Origin of the sequence: Allobosea robiniae, assembly GCF_900102525.1 — a bacterium.
Lineage (GTDB): Bacteria > Pseudomonadota > Alphaproteobacteria > Rhizobiales > Beijerinckiaceae > Allobosea > Allobosea robiniae.
Map to the genome: position 1 here is coordinate 544076 of NZ_FNBZ01000002.1, position 15094 is coordinate 559169.

Consider the following 15094-nt stretch of genomic DNA (forward strand, 5'->3'; position numbering starts at 1 on the left):
TGCGCAGATGCGGGATCGTGCGACGAGAGGGCGCCTTTTCCGGGTGGCGGTCCCGTGTCTGCGCAGCAGCGTTGCACGCTGCGGCGCGCACGGGATGACAGTGCTCTTCAGCGGGTGTGCGCCTCAGGCGAACCGCGCCGGCGCAAACGGAGCTGGGTCCACGAAAACCTTCTGGCCCGTCACCATTTCCGCGATCATGCGGCCGGTGACGGCAGCCAGCGTCAGGCCGTGATGGGCGTGGCCGAAGGAGAACCACAGGCCCTTGTGCTTCGGTGCCGGGCCGATGATCGGCATCATGTCCGGGGTGCAGGGGCGGCGGCCGAGCCAGGGCTCGGCATCGAGACGCTCACCGAGCGGGAACAGGGCCTTGGCGATCGGTTCGGCGCGGGCGAGCTGCACCGGCGTCTTCGGCGCATCGCGATCGGCGAACTCGGCGCCGGTGGTCAGGCGCACACCCTGCAGCATCGGGGCGAGGAAATAGCCGCGCTCGGTATCGAGCACCGGGTGGTTGAGCACGGCATTGCCCTGCGGCTTGTAATGCATGTGGTAGCCGCGCTTGACCGCGAGCGGCAGGCGGTAGCCGAGCTTGTTGCTGAGGACATCGGCCCAGGGGCCGAGCGCGACGACGACATCCTTGGCCTCGGCTGTGGTGCCGTCGGCGAGGGTGACGGTCCAGCCGGCGCCGTTCTGCTGGAGCGTGCCGGCATCGCCGATGGCGAGCCTACCGCCGAGCTTCTCGAACAGCGCGACATAGGCCTTCGACAGGCCGAGCGGATCGACGACGGTCGTCGGGTCGGTCCAGTGCAGGCCGCCGATCAGGCTGCCATGGTCGAGATGCGGTTCCTCGGCCTTCAGGGTCGCCATGTCGAGCGCGCGATAGTTCAGGCCGAATTCGCGGTTCCAGCGGGCGGCCTCGGCGAGGCGGGTGTCGCGTTCCTTTTCGGTGCGGAATACCTTCATCCAGCCGTCGCGGCGCAGCAGGTTGGTGGCGCCGGCTTCCTGTGCGAGGGCGTCATGCTCGGTGACGCAGTGCTCGATCAGCGTCGCGTATTTATGGGCGATCGCCTCGTGCTGCGAGGCGCGCGAATGCATCCAGTAGGAGAACAGGAACGGGGCGAGCTTCGGGATCGCGCTCCAATGGTAATGCGCGTCGATGGTGTTGTTCATCGCGTAGCGGATGAGCGCGCCGAAATCATGCGGGAAGCCGTAGGGATAGACGCCCTCGCGCTGGATCAGGCCGGCGTTGCCGTAGCTGGTTTCCTCGCCCGGAGCGCGGCGGTCGACCAGCAAGGTGGCGCGCCCGGCCTTCTGGAGATGAAGCGCGACCGAAATGCCGACGACACCGGCGCCGAGAACGATCGTATCCACCTTCATGACCTGCTCCTGCCAGCCCCTTTTCCCGCAAGGATAGCGGTTTGCACGGGCTTGTCAGCGTCACGACCGGATTTTGCGCGAAACAGCGCAATCTTTCGCAATTTCTGCGTCTGTTTTTGCGATCGGTCCGTGATGTCTTATTTCTGGCTGTCCAGTGCGCAATTTTGTGCCGGCGCAGGACCGGGCTGCCTTCCCCGCAGGTGACGCTGGGCGCACCTTCAGCCAGTGTGCGTCTGTCTCGCGCGTGATTCCAGAGCCCAACCGATGCATCCTGCCGCCTTCCTCGCTGCCGCGCTCGCGTGGCTTGGCCGTCACGGCACGCAAGGCTTCGCGCTCTCGATCTTCCTGGGTCTGGCACTGCCGCAATTCTCGGCGATGGCGCGGCCGGCGCTGCCGATCACGATCTTCTGCTTCACCACGGTCGTGTTCATGCGGCTCGACATGAGCGTGACGCTCGGGCTGCTCCGGCGCCCGGCCAAGCTCGCTGCGAGCTGCCTCTGGCTGATCGCCGGGCCGGTGCTGCTGATCGGTGGAGCGCTCCTGCTGGTCGGGCGCGAAAATCTCGATCCCGGCATCGTGCTCGGGCTCGCGATCATGGGCGCGGCGCCGCCGATCATGTCCTCGCCGGCGGTCGCAATCCTCTACGGCTTCGAGCCGTCGCTGATCATCGCCAGCGTCATCCTGACCACGATCGTGAGCCCGATCGTCGCGCCGATCATGGTCGAACTGCTCGCCGGGGGGGCGGTCCCTCTCGATCGCTGGGCGCTGACGCTGCGCCTGCTGATCTTCATCGGCGGCGGCATGGCGGTGGCTACCGCGATCCGGATGTGGCTTGGGCTGGCGCGCGTCAAGGCGATGAAGGCCAATCTCGATGGCTTCGGCGTGCTGATGTATTTCATCTTCGCCATCGCCGCGATGGACGGCGTGACCAACGCTGCGCTCGACGATCCCAGGCTCGTGCTGTTCGTGCTTGGTTGCGTCTTCGCGGTTTCGGCCGCGGGCCTGATCTCGAGCTGGATTATTCTGCGGCGGCTGCCAGCCTCCGAGCGCTTCATGATCGGTTACGGCGCCGGGCAGCGGAACATGGGCCTTCTCGTCGCAGCGCTGGGGGCGGGCGTCTCGCCGAAGACCTTCCTCTATTTCGCTCTGGCACAGTTCCCGATCTACCTGCTGCCCTGGCTGCTCGGCGGCATCGCGGCTCGTATCCGGCGCCGGGAGGCTGCTGACGGGCGCTGACGCAGGGGCTTGCGAGGCTTTCTCCGTCGCAGGAGAGCCGCGCCATGATCACCCTCTATTCCGGGCCGCTGAGCCTGTTCTCACGCAAGGTCGAGATCGCGCTGACCGAGAAGGGCCTCGCCTTCCAGCGCATCGTGGTGCCGTTCAACCAGACGACCGGCTACGATCCCCGGCATCCCGAGGTCTTGGCGCTCAACCCGAAGCGGCAGGTGCCGGTGCTGACCGATTGCGGGCTCGTGCTCTACGATTCCACGGTGATCAACGAATATCTCGACGAGGCCTATCCCGAGCCGAAGCTGATGCCGGATTCACCCGTCGAGCGGGCGCGCTGCCGGCTCGACGAGCTCTATGGCGACGAGATCCTGTTCCAGGCCCTGAAGCCCTTGATGCATCGCACCGAGCCGCCCGCGCCGGATCGCGATCGTCGGATCGCGCAGGAGGCCGACGCGCTGATCGCCGAGGAGGGGCTGCTGCGCCATTACGACGTGCTGGAGCAGAAGCTGGCGGGGCGTCCGTTCTTCGGTGGCCGGCTTTCCGTGGCCGATATCGCCCTGTTCATGAGCGTGCTCTTCATCCGCCGCCTCGGCGGGCCGTCGCTCGATGGCTATCCCGGGCTGGCCGAGTGGTATGCGCGCTTGAAGCTGCGTCCGGCTTTCGCGCAAGTTGTCGCCGAGATGGCGGAAGCGGATCGCAGGCTGTCCTTTCCGGTGAAACTGCGCTCCGCCTGATTGCGGCAGGCGGCTTGGGGCGTTAAACCCCCGGCCATGACCAGCCCCATCCGCATCGCCCCCTCGATCCTCTCGGCCGATTTCGCCAAGCTCGGCGAGGAGGTGCGCGCGGTTGACGCTGCCGGTGCCGACTGGATCCATTGCGACGTGATGGACGGGCATTTCGTGCCGAACATCACCTTCGGCCCCGATGTGCTGAAGGCGATCCGCCCGCACAGCAAGAAGTTCTTCGACGTGCATCTGATGATCGCGCCCGTCGATCCCTATGTCGAAGCCTTCGCCAAGGCCGGCGCCGACCTGATCTCCTTCCATGTCGAGGCCGGTCCGCATCCGCACCGCACGATCCAGGCGATCAAGGCGCAAGGGAAACAGGCCGGCATCGTGCTGAATCCCGGTACGCCGGCGAGCGCGGCCGAAGCGCTGATCGGGGATGTCGACCTCATCCTGCTGATGACGGTCAATCCGGGCTTCGGCGGGCAGAGCTTCATTCGTTCCGTGGTCGAGAAGGTCTCGCAGGTGAAGGCGCTGATCGGCGACCGGCCGATCGCCCTTGAGATCGATGGTGGGGTTACCCCTGAGACCGCGCCGCTCGTCGTCAAGGCCGGCGCCGATGCGCTGGTCGCGGGCTCGGCCGTGTTCAAGGGCGGGCCTTCGGCCTATGCCGGCAATATCGAAGCGATCCGCAAGGCGGCCGAGGCTGCACGCGGGTCGTGGGTTTGAAGATCTGAAACGCTGACATCATCAGTGGAAGGCCAGAGATGATCCCGCGCTATTCCCGCCCCGAGATGGTCGCCATCTGGGAGCCGCAGACCCGCTTCCGCATCTGGTTCGAGATCGAGGCGCATGCGACCGACAAGCTCGCCGAGCTCGGCGTCGTGCCGAAGGAGGCCGCCGCGACGATCTGGGCCAAGGCCAAGGACGCCGTCTTCGACGTTGCACGCATCGACGAGATCGAGCGCGTCACCAAGCATGACGTCATCGCCTTCCTGACGCATCTGGCCGAGATCGTCGGGCCGGAGGCGCGCTTCGTTCACCAGGGCATGACCTCGTCGGACATTCTCGACACCACGCTCTCGGTCCAGCTCGCGCGCGCCACCGACATTCTGATCGCCGATGTCGACGCGCTGCTCGCCGCGATCCGCCGCCGCGCCTTCGAGCACAAGCTGACCCCGACCATCGGCCGCTCGCACGGCATCCATGCCGAGCCGGTGACCTTCGGACTGAAGCTGGCGCAGGCCTATGCCGAGTTCGATCGCTGCCGCGCCCGCCTCATTGCGGCCCGCGCCGAAATCGCGACCTGCGCGATTTCGGGCGCCGTCGGCACCTTCGCCAATATCGACCCGCAGGTCGAAGCCTATGTCGCCGAGAAGATGGGGCTCGCCGTCGAGCCGGTCTCGACCCAGGTGATCCCGCGCGACCGGCACGCGATGTATTTCGCGACGCTGGGCGTCGTCGCCTCCAGCGTGGAGCGCCTGGCGATCGAGATCCGGCATCTGCAGCGCACCGAGGTCTACGAAGCCGAAGAGTTTTTCTCGCCGGGCCAGAAGGGCTCCTCGGCGATGCCGCACAAGCGCAATCCGGTGCTCACCGAGAACCTGACCGGGCTTGCCCGCCTCGTGCGCGGCATGGTCACGCCGGCGCTCGAGAACGTGGCGCTCTGGCACGAGCGCGACATCTCGCATTCTAGCGTCGAGCGCATGATCGGCCCGGATGCGACCGTGACGCTCGATTTCGCGCTGGCGCGGCTCACCGGCGTCGTCGACAAGCTGCTGGTCTACCCGCAGAACATGCGCAAGAACCTCGACAGGCTCGGCGGGCTGCACAATTCGCAGCGCGTGCTGCTGGCCCTGACGCAAGCCGGCGCCAGCCGCGAGGAGAGCTATTCCCTGGTCCAGCGCAACGCGATGCGGACCTGGGAGCACGGCGAGGACTTCCTCACCAACCTGATGGCCGACAAGGACGTCGCGGAAAAGCTCTCGGCCTCCGAGCTCAAGGCGATGTTCGACGAGGGCTATCACTTCAAGCATGTCGACACGATCTTCCGCCGGGTATTCGGCGAGGCGTGACGCTCTGGACTTCGGCGTCGGCAGGTCTATCTAGGCCTGATGAAATCCTCCGACGTCGATATCCTCATCGTGCCCGGCTGGTCGGGCTCCGGGCCCGACCATTGGCAGAGCCGCTGGGAAACCCGCTTGAAGACCGCGCGCCGCGTCGAGCAGGCGGACTGGTACAAGCCCTCCCGCCATGTCTGGGCCGATGAGATCGTGAAAGCCGTGCGCAGCGCGACGCGGCCCGTGGTGCTGGTCGGGCACTCGGCCGGTTGCAGCGCGATCGCATTCGCCGCCGAGCATCTCCATCCCGGTGAGGTCGCTGGCGCCTTCCTGGTCGCGCCGGCTTCCGAGCGGGCAAAGGGTGCGGTGCCCGGCATGGGACCGGATTTCATCGCGCATCGCCGCGAGAAGCTGCCGTTCCCCTCGGTGCTGATCGCCAGCGCAACCGATCCCTATTGCACGCCGGACGAGGCGCGGGCGCTGGCCGAAGCCTGGGGCTCGGAATTCGTCGAGGCCGGCGATAGCGGCCATCTCAATAGCGAATCCGGGCACGGCCCCTGGCCGGACGGACTTCTGCGTTTCGCAGGGTTTCTCAAGAGCTTGAGCGTGGTTTCGCAGAAAGTGAATCAGTAGCCGACCTGCGATTTCGCCGTCATCGCGGCTACCTGCCGGGACAACAGCCGGCGGACCGGTTCCGGCCATAGCGGGTCGCCAACGAAAAGCCCGCCCCGGACGATCCGGGGCGGGCTCTTTCGTTCAGGAGGCCGGATCAGCCGCCGAGATCAATTCTCGACATAGGTGATCTTGCCGTCGGCCTGCTTCTTCCAGGTGTAGACGGTGTAGTCCGGACGGGTGATGTCGCCCTTCTTGTCGAAGCCGATATCGCCGATCACCGTCTTGACCGGCTGGCCGCCATGCAGCGCGGCGGCGATCTTCTTCGGATCGACCGAGTTCGCGCGCTTGGCGCCTTCCGCCATGATCTGGACCGCAGCGTAGCTGTAGAGCGTGTAGGCTTCCGGCTTGAAGTTCTTGGACGCGAACTTCTTGATGACGGCGGCCGCCTCCGGGCGCTTCTGCGGGTCCGGCGGGAAGGTCATCAGCGTGCCTTCGACGCCGGGGCCGCCGATCGTGGCGAACTCGTCGGTGGTAATGCCGTCGCCGGAGACGAGGATCGTCTTGAGGCCCTGGTCGCGCATCTGGCGCACGATCAGGCCGCCTTCGGTGTGCAGGCCACCCCAGTAGAGGTAGTCGGCACCGGAGGCCTTGATCTTCGAGACGAGGGCCGAGAAATCCTTCTCGCCGGCATTGATGCCTTCGTAGAGCACTTCCTTGACGCCGCCGGCGTTGAGGCCCTTCTTGGTCTCGTCGGCGAGGCCCTGGCCATAGGTCGTCTTGTCGTGGACGACGGCGATCTTCTTGTCCTTGAAGTTCTTCAGCAGATAGGCCGAGGCAACGCCGCCCTGCTGGTCGTCACGACCGCAGACACGGAAGGTGTTCCACAGGCCGCGCTCGGTGATCTTCGGGTTGGTGGCCGAAGGCGAGATCATCAGGATGCCGTTCTCGGCATAGACTTCGGACGCCGGCATGGTGACGCCGGAGTTGAAGTGGCCGACCACCCATTTCACGCCGTCGCCGACGAACTTGTTGGCGACCGAGACGCCCTGCTTCGGATCGGAGACGTCGTCGCCGACGCTGACCGCGATCTTCTGGCCGAGGACGCCGCCGGCGGCGTTGATGTCCTCGGCGGCCTGCTCGGCGCCGTTCTTGAGCTGCGCGCCGAATGCAGCATTCGGGCCGGTGATCGGACCGCCGACGCCGAGCTTGATCTGCGCGTTGGCCATGCCGGAGAAGGCGAGGACCGCGCCGAGTGCAATGCCGCCCAACAGCAGTTTCTTCATGTGATGCAACTCCCCTGTATTGATTGATCAACGGGCTGGACGGGCCGCCCGTCTCGGCGCGTTCTGGCCATCGTGAGCCGCAGTCTTGCGCTTTTCCGATGGTCTGTCACGCGACAAGCTCGCAAAGTTTCTAGAGCAGTTCGGGCCGGATCACGGCGCCTGCGCGGGGCTTCCAGCCGAAGGGGCCGGCGGGCTCGAACAGCCAGTGATATTGCCGCGTCATCTGCTTGGCGCGGGTGTAGCGCCAGCCGGCATAGCCGAAGGCGACAAGCACGATCGTGTCGACGACGTAGTAGTGGACGGTCAGCAACGTCGCCTCGAACAGCGCAAAATGGATGAAGCGCACGAACAGGCCGAGGACCAGCATGTAGACGACGAGCTGCCAGTTCGGCCGCCAGGTCAGCGCGATGGCGCGGCCGGCCATCCAGGCGAGCCAGCCGCCCATGACGACGGTCACCAGCAGGAAGAGCCAGATCGTCGGTTCTTCGTAGAGGATGCCCTGCATCTCGTGCTCCCGGCTTCAGGCGGCTTTGGAAGCGGCTGACATCACCACAGCGATGACATGGGTGGCGTGCAGCCGTCTCTCATCAAAAAGTTGCAGCGGAGGAGAGGTGCTCCTCCGCCGTCTCATCTCAGTGCCGGCCGCCTTCGAGGTAGGCGGCGCGCACCTGCGGATTGGCGAGCAGTTCCTTGCCGGTGCCGCTCATCGTGACGACGCCGTTGACCATCACATAGCCGCGATGGGCGAGCTTCAGCGCGTGGAAGGCGTTCTGCTCGACCAGGAAGACGGTGAGGCCTTGCGTCCGGTTGAGTTCGCGGATCGCCTCGAAGATCTGCTTCACGATCAGCGGCGCAAGACCGAGCGAGGGCTCGTCCAGCAGCAGGAGCTTGGGGCGCGCCATCAGGGCGCGCGCGATCGCGACCATCTGCTGCTCGCCGCCCGAGAGCGTGCCGCCGCGCTGCTGCAGGCGCTCCTTGATGCGCGGGAAGAGCACGCAGATCTTTTCCAGGTCCTCGTCGAAGTTCTCGAAATTGCGGACGGCAGCGCCCATCTGCAGGTTCTCGTACACCGTCATGCGCGGAAAGATGCGGCGCCCTTCCGGGGACTGAGCGATCCCCAGCCTCGCGATCTGGTGGCTCGGCATCCGCGTGATGTCGCGGCCCTCATAGGTGACCGAGCCTTCGCGGGCCTGCGGATTGCCGAAGATCGTCATCATCAGCGTCGATTTGCCGGCGCCGTTGGCGCCGATCATGGTGACGATCTCGCCGGGGTTGACGTCGATGTCGACGCCCTTCAGCGCGATGATCTTGCCGTAATAGGTCTTGACGCCACGGACGGCCAGAAGGGGCTGGGCGGGAGGCTGAGTTTCAGGCTGGGCTGCAGTCACGAGATGCCGACCTCCGCTTCGACCTCTTCGACCTCCTCGTCGTCGACGCCGAGATAGGCGGCGATGACTTTGGGATCGGCCTGTACTTCGGCCGGCGTGCCGTCGGCGATCTTGGTGCCGTAGTCGAGAACCACGACGTGGTCCGAGATTTCCATGACGACCGACATGTCGTGCTCGATCAGCAGCAGCGCCGTGCCCAGGTCCTTGCGGATCGAGAGCAGGAGATTGTTGAGGTCGAGGCTTTCGCGCGGGTTGAGGCCCGCGGCCGGCTCGTCGAGGCAGAGCAGGACCGGGTCCGTGCACATGGCCCGCGCGATCTCCAGCCGGCGCTGGTCGCCATAAGGCAGGTCGGCGGCGGGGTCGTCGGCGCGGTGGGTCAGGTTGATCTTGTCGAGCCAGAACTTGGCCTTTTCGATCGCCCGCTTCTCGCTGGCCTTGTAGCCGCCGATGCCGAGCACGCCGAGGAAGGTGAAGCCTGAGGCCAGCATCAGCGGGTTGTGCTGGGCGACGAGCAGGTTCTCCAGCACCGTCATGCCGCCGAACAGGCGGATGTTCTGGAAGGTACGGGCGACCTTGGCCTTCCAGGAGATGCGGAAGTCCGGCATGCGCTCGAGCAGGTAGCTCGTACCGTCGTCATGGTTGAGCGAGACCATGCCCTGCGTCGGCTTGTAGAAGCCGGTGATGCAGTTGAAGCAGGTGGTCTTGCCGGCACCATTAGGGCCGATCAGCGCGGTGATCTCGCCCTTGTGGGCCTGGAAGGAGAGGGCGTTGACGGCGGTGAGGCCGCCGAAGCGCATGGTGACCTGCTCGATCTCGAGCAGGGCGCGGCCCTGCGGCGTCGTCTGGGGAGCGATCATGGCCATCAGCCGTGTCCCTCCTGCACCATATCGGCGGAGATCGCCTTCTTCTCCTTGAGGAAGGCGGTGGGCTCGCGGGTCGAGATCAGGCCGCGCGGCTTCCAGATCATGATCACCACCATGGCGAAGCCGAAGATCAGCATGCGGTACTTCGTCGGGTCGAAGTCGTTGCCGAAGATCTGCTTCATCCATTCGAGCTCGCGCAGGAGCTCGGTGCCGCCGATCATCGCGATCGCCGCGATGGCGCAGCCCCAGAGCGAGCCCATGCCGCCGAGCACGACGATGGCGAGGATGACCGCCGATTCCATGAAGACGAAGGATTCAGGCGAGATGAAGCCCTGCCGCGCCGAGAAGAAGGCGCCGGCGAAGCCGCCGAACATGGCGCCGATCGAAAAGGCGGTGAGCTTGGTGTTGGTGGTGTTGATGCCGAGCGAACGGCAGGCGATCTCGTCCTCGCGCAGGGCCTCCCAGGCGCGCCCGACCGGCAGCCGCCGCAGGCGCAACGTGACGAAGGCGGTCAGCAGCGCCAGGCACAGGATGAGGTAATAGAGGAAGATCGTTCGGTAGAGCGGCGTGAACTCCAGACCGAAAACGGCGGCGAAACCATCGTCCGCCGCCGTGAAGGGGATGCCGAAGAAGGTGGGGCGTGGAATGCCGGAAATGCCGGCATAGCCGTTCGAGAACTCGGTCCAGTTGATCAGGACGAGGCGGATGATCTCGCCGAAGGCCAGCGTCACGATGGCGAGATAGTCGCCGCGCAGGCGCAGGACGGGGAAGCCGAGCAGCATGCCCCAGAAGGCGGCGAGGATGCCGGCAAGCGGCAGCAGGAGCCAGAAGGACAGGCCGAAATTCTTGGCCAGCAGCGCGTAGGAATAGGCGCCGACGGCATAGAAGGCGACATAGCCGAGATCGAGCAGGCCGGCGAGGCCGACGACGATGTTCAGGCCCCAGCCGAGCATGACGTAGATCAGGATCTGGACGCCGAAATTGTCGATCCATTTCAGCGCGCCGCCCCAGCCGGCGAGCCCGATCGCGATCGCCGGGAAGGTGGCGAGGAAGCCGAGCCCGAACAGCGAGAAGACGCGGGAGTGGCGCTGGAAGAAGGCGATGGTGCCGTGCGGCAGGATGCGCAACGCGGCCTTGCCTTCCTGCCGGCCCTGCTTGCGCAGCGCGACCAGGAAGCGGCCGACGAAGACGATGCCCACCGCCCAGGCGACGGCGTCCCAGCGCGGATCCAGGACCAGGACGTTGTCCATGTTCTGGCGCGTGCCCCAGGCGATGATCGGGATGCAGAGGCCGAGCGTCACGAAGGCGGCGAAGCCGGCCTCCTTGAAGGCCGCCTTCAGGTCGCGGCCGGGAGCGGCCGGGTTTGCGGTCGGATTGTTCGCCATGGTCTCAGACCTTCTCGACTTCCGGGCGCCCGAGCAGGCCGGAGGGCATGAAGACCAGCACGATCGCCAGGATGGCGAAGGCGGCGACGTCCTTGTAGTCGATGGTGAAATAGGCCGACCACATCACCTCGATCAGGCCGATCAGCAATCCGCCGATCACCGCGCCGGGCAGGGAACCGATGCCGCCGAGCACCGCCGCCGTGAAGGCCTTCACGCCGGGCACGAAGCCGTCGGCGAAGTTCACGACGCCGTAGAGCACGAGATACATCACACCGGCCACCGCTGCGAGCGCCGCGCCCATGACGAAGGTGATCGAGATCGTGCGGTCGACGTCGATGCCGAGCAGCGCCGCCATCTTGCGATCCTGCTCGCAGGCGCGCTGGGCGCGGCCGAGCGGCGTCTTCTGCACGATGTACCAGAAGGCCGCGAGCAGCACCGCCGTCGTCAGGATGATGACGATCTGCTTGTAGGAGATCTGGACCGAATAGGTCGTGCTCTCGATCAGCGTGATCGACTTGTTGAGCAGCGGCGGGATCGATTTGTTGCGCGGGCCCTGCACGACCTGCACGAAGTTCATCAGGAAGATCGACATGCCGATCGCCGAGATCAGCGGCGCCAGGCGGAAGGAGCCGCGCAAGGGCCGGTAGGCCACGCGCTCGATTGTCCAGTTCCACAGCGAGGTGACGAACATCGCCAGGCCGAGCACCACGACCAGCGCCAGCATGACCATGCCGGCGCCGGTGCCGACCACCGCCGTGATCAGCATGAAGAAGATCAGCGCGATGAAGGCGGAGAGCATGAAAATATCGCCGTGGGCGAAGTTCACCATGCCGATGATGCCGAAGACCATCGTATAGCCGATGGCGATGAGACCGTAGATCGATCCCAGTGTCAGCCCGTTGATGAGCTGCTGCAGGAAGACTTCCATTGAAAAACGCCGACCCCTCGAACCAGCTCCCGTTCTCGTCACCGGCATGACGCCGGCGCATGCGGGATGCGATTGCCGTGCAGAGCTACCAACGGCTCGTGCCGGGGACAATCGCTCCGCGCCAAATTTCTGTCAAAAGCAATTACGAACGACGTGCCCTGAAAATGTGCAGAATTCTCTGCGGAGCAGCGGGTGTTATACGCATGATGATTGCGTTGCAGGCTATGAAAACTCGCTCCGATCGCATTTCCTGCCATCGCGACGGTGATGGTCTGCCATGCGCCTGAGTGCAGGTTATCCAAAAGACGAATACGAAAAGTCGATTGTCGGATCGGAAAAATGCATGGGAGGGCGCTGCGAAGCCGTGGGCTCGGCAGTGCTTCCGAGGCCGGTCATCGGGCGGCTGCCGTCACGGCAGCGAGAGTTCCTTGAGGGCGCCGGGCTGCTTCACCTCGATCTCGACGAAGGCGATTGGGTGGTCAGAGCCGTTCATGACGTCGTGACGGATGCCGGCCGGGCGCATATAGGCTTGGCCCTGCGCCAGCGGCACGTCGGAGACATCCGTTCCGTTATGGATACGCAGCGTTCCGGCGGTCAGCATGATGACGAAATAGGGCCAGCCATGCTCGTGCCAGCCGGTCACGGCGCCGGGCTCGAAATCCCAGCGGGTGATCCTGATCGTCTCTTCGTCCTGCTGGACAGTCGGCGTGGCGGGAATCGTGCAGGTGAAGGCCATCGGGATCTCCATGGGCGGAACGCCGACGGCCACAGTCCCGATCAGGCTCCGGCCCGGCCGCTGGCAGCCGACATCGCCCCAGCCTGATGGATCGCCATCACGATATCAAGTTGCAGCGGTGCGGCCGCTTGTGGCGCCCGGCCCGTTAACGGAAGGGTGCTATATCCGGTGGCGTATTGGAGTGAGCCGCCGGCTTCGCCCTGGCTGGCGCCGGCGGCCTCCAGTCTCTACATGGACTGCTGTTCCGCCGGATCCGGGACATCGAACCGATCGAGCCGATGACGAAGACCGTTCACCCCCTGCCGCCTCTGGACCATCCGGACGCCCATGCGTTCCGCGATGCCATGGCGCGAGTCGCGAGCGCCGTGCATGTCGTGACCACCGACGGGCCGGGCGGGCGCATCGGGCTGACGGCGACGGCCGTTGCCTCCGTCTCCGATTCGCCGCCGACGGTGCTGGTCTGCATCGCCCGCGGCAGCCGCACGCTGGCGGCGATCGAGGCGAGCGGGGTGTTCTGCGTCAACACCTTGCCGGAAAGCCTCGTCGATCTCGCGGAAATCTTCGCCAGCCGGCGCGGCATCGAGGGCGAGGCACGCTTCGATACGGCCCGCTGGGGCCGGCTTGTCACCGGGGCGCCTGTCCTGCTCGACGCGATCTCTGCCTTCGACTGCCGGCTGGTCACGACGCATGACGCCGCCAGCCATCGCATCGTGATCGGTGAGGTCGCCGGCCTCGGCGGGGCCGGGCGCGGGGCGGGGCTGATCTATCGGCACCGCCGTTTCAGCGCGGTGTAGAGGGCAAACTCCAGCGTCAAGCGATGGTGATCAGACCCTCTGCCGAGATCGTGATCATGCGGTCGGCGAGCGGTCCTTGATCGGCGGCCGGCAGGCGGAAGGCCGGCGGCGTCGGCCAGCCCATCTCGCGGGCGACGACGAGGCCGAGCAGGAGGATGGCGTCCGGCGCATCCATCAGCAGGGCGGCCGGCGCCTTGCCGGCATGGACCAGTTCCAGCAGCACGGCGGAGGCCGAGGACGAGCCGATCGTGCCGGGCAGGGCGAGGATGCGGCCGGCGATATTCCGGCCACGCTCGGGATGGCGGGCATCGATGATCGCGCCGCTCGCAGGATCGACGCCGCCCCAGAAGCTGATCGGGGCGGTCAGGGCAAGGCAGCCGCCAGTGACGGCGTCGCCGGGCAGGAGGATCTCCGCTTTCAGCGCCATGCGCGGGCTTCCCTGACGAGCCGGCCGGCCACCGCGCTCTCGACGCATTCGGAGAGCGAGCCATAGGTCACGGCGTAGCCGGTATTGCCCGGCGCGTAATGGGCGAATTTCCCGGAATTGGTCATCAGAACGGCGCCCTCCAGCTCCGGCAGGATCGGGGTGACGACGACGCAGGTATCGACGACGAAGATCACGCCCGCCGCTTCCAGCGTTGCGCGCCGGCCCTGCTCTTCGAGCGGGCCGACGACGTGTCGGCCGGTATTGGCATAGAGCGGCACTGTCAGCTGGCGCCCGGCCATGAGGCGTTCGAGCGCATCGATCTCGACCAGCGAGAGATGCGGCGAGCCGATCGCGACGGCATCGATGCGCTCCGTCGGCCCGGCTGTCGAGAGGCGGGCGAGGGCGGTCGCGATGTCGGCAGGCGTCAGAGCGCTCGTCTCGCGCGGAGCGATGCCGCCCAACGCGGTCGCGGCATCCGGAGCCTCGGGCGTGACACCCGCGACATGGAACAATCCGACGCCGCCCGCCGAGGCGGCGGCGGCACCGAGCGCCTTGAGGCGGTCCTCTGTCGTGCAGCCCTGCAGGCCGTCGATCACGGCGACGTCGCTGCCGGCGCGGCGGCCGAGGATCGTGCCGAGCACGGGATAGAACACGTCCGACGAACGTAATTCGCGGGAAAGGCCGCCGACATCGATCAGCAGAGTCGCGACCCGGTTCTCCGGGCGATGCAGGCCGTAATCCGGGGCACGGCCGCTGATCGCGCAGGCGATGTCGAGGAAGTCGCCATAGCGGTTGGTTCGAGCGCCGAGCACCGAATTGCAGAACACCACGGCATTGGATTCGCCCCAGGCGACGTCGCTGCCCTGCGCCGGGCGGTGGCCGGCCTGGTAGGGCGCGCAGGTCCAGCTCGGCTCGCAGCCCATCGCCTCATAGGCCCGCATCATCCGCCGGGCCATGTCCCGCTCATGCGGCGGCAGACGGATTGCGGCGCAGCCGGCCGGGGCGAGCGAGCCGACATTGAGGCTGGCGCGCACGCCGACGCGAGCGCCGCCTGAGACCAGCTTCTCCGCGAAAAGCGTGCCGGAATCGCCATGGTAGAGCGCCCCGTCGATATGGGCGGAGGCGATCGGGATCAGGCGCGGCGCGCCCATCAGGCGGGCGGCTTCGGCCACGATCCGCATCGCCATGGCCGCCCCTGCACCGGCAGAGCCGCTGGCGATCATGCGTTCGTCGGTGGTGAGTTCCAGCATCGGTTCTCCCGCGGCCTGCCGCTTTCCAGGCCGGGC

At 66.3% G+C, this 15094-nt stretch carries 16 protein-coding genes; 6 read left to right on the top strand and 10 right to left on the bottom strand.

The genetic code is table 11. The features are described 5' to 3' along the window. Window positions 1–123: 123 nt before the first annotated feature. Window positions 124–1374 carry an NAD(P)/FAD-dependent oxidoreductase gene (locus tag BLQ70_RS08280; protein ID WP_091856562.1) on the bottom strand — a complete coding sequence of 417 codons (1251 nt, stop codon included), beginning with the start codon at window positions 1372–1374 and terminating at the stop codon, window positions 124–126. A 264-nt stretch (window positions 1375–1638) separates the two neighbouring features. Between BLQ70_RS08280 and BLQ70_RS08285 the strand changes: the two genes are divergently transcribed. Genes BLQ70_RS08285 through BLQ70_RS08305 form a run of 5 tightly spaced genes read left to right on the top strand, consistent with a single transcriptional unit; the run spans window position 1639 to window position 6022 of the window. Next, complete coding sequence (locus BLQ70_RS08285; RefSeq protein WP_091856563.1) at window positions 1639–2610, top strand: hypothetical protein; 972 nt, start codon at window positions 1639–1641, stop codon at window positions 2608–2610. Window positions 2611–2654: 44 nt separating this feature from the next. Then, window positions 2655–3338 (top strand): glutathione S-transferase family protein, encoded by a 684-nt coding sequence (locus tag BLQ70_RS08290; protein WP_244511943.1) that lies wholly within the window; start codon window positions 2655–2657, stop codon window positions 3336–3338. Window positions 3339–3374: 36 nt separating this feature from the next. Further along, on the top strand, window positions 3375–4058 hold the full coding sequence (gene rpe / locus BLQ70_RS08295) for a ribulose-phosphate 3-epimerase (RefSeq protein WP_091856564.1): 684 nt from the start codon (window positions 3375–3377) through the stop codon (window positions 4056–4058). 38 nt (window positions 4059–4096) lie between these two features. Then, a complete protein-coding gene (purB, locus tag BLQ70_RS08300; protein WP_061966959.1) occupies window positions 4097–5404 on the top strand; it encodes an adenylosuccinate lyase in 1308 nt (435 codons plus the stop codon). A gap of 39 nt (window positions 5405–5443) precedes the next feature. Next, on the top strand, window positions 5444–6022 hold the full coding sequence (locus BLQ70_RS08305; RefSeq protein ID WP_091856565.1) for an RBBP9/YdeN family alpha/beta hydrolase: 579 nt from the start codon (window positions 5444–5446) through the stop codon (window positions 6020–6022). Window positions 6023–6171: 149 nt separating this feature from the next. On the opposite strand, the gene BLQ70_RS08310 is transcribed toward BLQ70_RS08305, so the two are convergent. From BLQ70_RS08310 to BLQ70_RS08340, 7 genes are all read right to left on the bottom strand, one after another. Beyond that, window positions 6172–7287, bottom strand: coding sequence for a branched-chain amino acid ABC transporter substrate-binding protein (locus BLQ70_RS08310; RefSeq protein ID WP_061966961.1), 1116 nt, complete (start codon window positions 7285–7287; stop codon window positions 6172–6174). Between the two features lie 130 nt (window positions 7288–7417). Beyond that, window positions 7418–7792: a DUF6867 family protein gene (locus BLQ70_RS08315; protein ID WP_061966962.1), complete on the bottom strand. Its 375-nt coding sequence runs from the start codon at window positions 7790–7792 to the stop codon at window positions 7418–7420. Window positions 7793–7919: 127 nt separating this feature from the next. Beyond that, window positions 7920–8675, bottom strand: a complete 756-nt coding sequence (locus BLQ70_RS08320; RefSeq protein ID WP_061966963.1) for an ABC transporter ATP-binding protein — start codon at window positions 8673–8675, stop codon at window positions 7920–7922. Continuing rightward, window positions 8672–9532, bottom strand: a complete 861-nt coding sequence (locus BLQ70_RS08325; protein ID WP_091856683.1) for an ABC transporter ATP-binding protein — start codon at window positions 9530–9532, stop codon at window positions 8672–8674. Before BLQ70_RS08325 ends, BLQ70_RS08320 begins: the two co-directional genes overlap by 4 nt. 5 nt (window positions 9533–9537) lie before the next feature. Further along, window positions 9538–10923: a high-affinity branched-chain amino acid ABC transporter permease LivM gene (livM, locus tag BLQ70_RS08330; protein ID WP_061966964.1), complete on the bottom strand. Its 1386-nt coding sequence runs from the start codon at window positions 10921–10923 to the stop codon at window positions 9538–9540. A 4-nt stretch (window positions 10924–10927) separates the two neighbouring features. Then, window positions 10928–11851 (bottom strand): ABC transporter permease subunit, encoded by a 924-nt coding sequence (locus BLQ70_RS08335; protein ID WP_061966965.1) that lies wholly within the window; start codon window positions 11849–11851, stop codon window positions 10928–10930. A gap of 409 nt (window positions 11852–12260) precedes the next feature. Continuing rightward, window positions 12261–12587 (bottom strand): cupin domain-containing protein, encoded by a 327-nt coding sequence (locus tag BLQ70_RS08340; protein ID WP_091856684.1) that lies wholly within the window; start codon window positions 12585–12587, stop codon window positions 12261–12263. Window positions 12588–12865: 278 nt separating this feature from the next. Here BLQ70_RS08340 and BLQ70_RS08345 point away from each other — a divergent pair, with 278 nt between their 5' ends. Next, window positions 12866–13381, top strand: coding sequence for a flavin reductase (locus BLQ70_RS08345; RefSeq protein ID WP_091856566.1), 516 nt, complete (start codon window positions 12866–12868; stop codon window positions 13379–13381). A gap of 16 nt (window positions 13382–13397) precedes the next feature. On the opposite strand, the gene BLQ70_RS08350 is transcribed toward BLQ70_RS08345, so the two are convergent. Next, a complete protein-coding gene (locus BLQ70_RS08350; RefSeq protein ID WP_091856567.1) occupies window positions 13398–13808 on the bottom strand; it encodes an aconitase X swivel domain-containing protein in 411 nt (136 codons plus the stop codon). Continuing rightward, a complete protein-coding gene (locus BLQ70_RS08355) occupies window positions 13799–15058 on the bottom strand; it encodes an aconitase X (RefSeq protein WP_091856568.1) in 1260 nt (419 codons plus the stop codon). The genes BLQ70_RS08350 and BLQ70_RS08355 overlap by 10 nt, the downstream gene beginning before the upstream one ends. Window positions 15059–15094 lie beyond the last annotated feature (36 nt).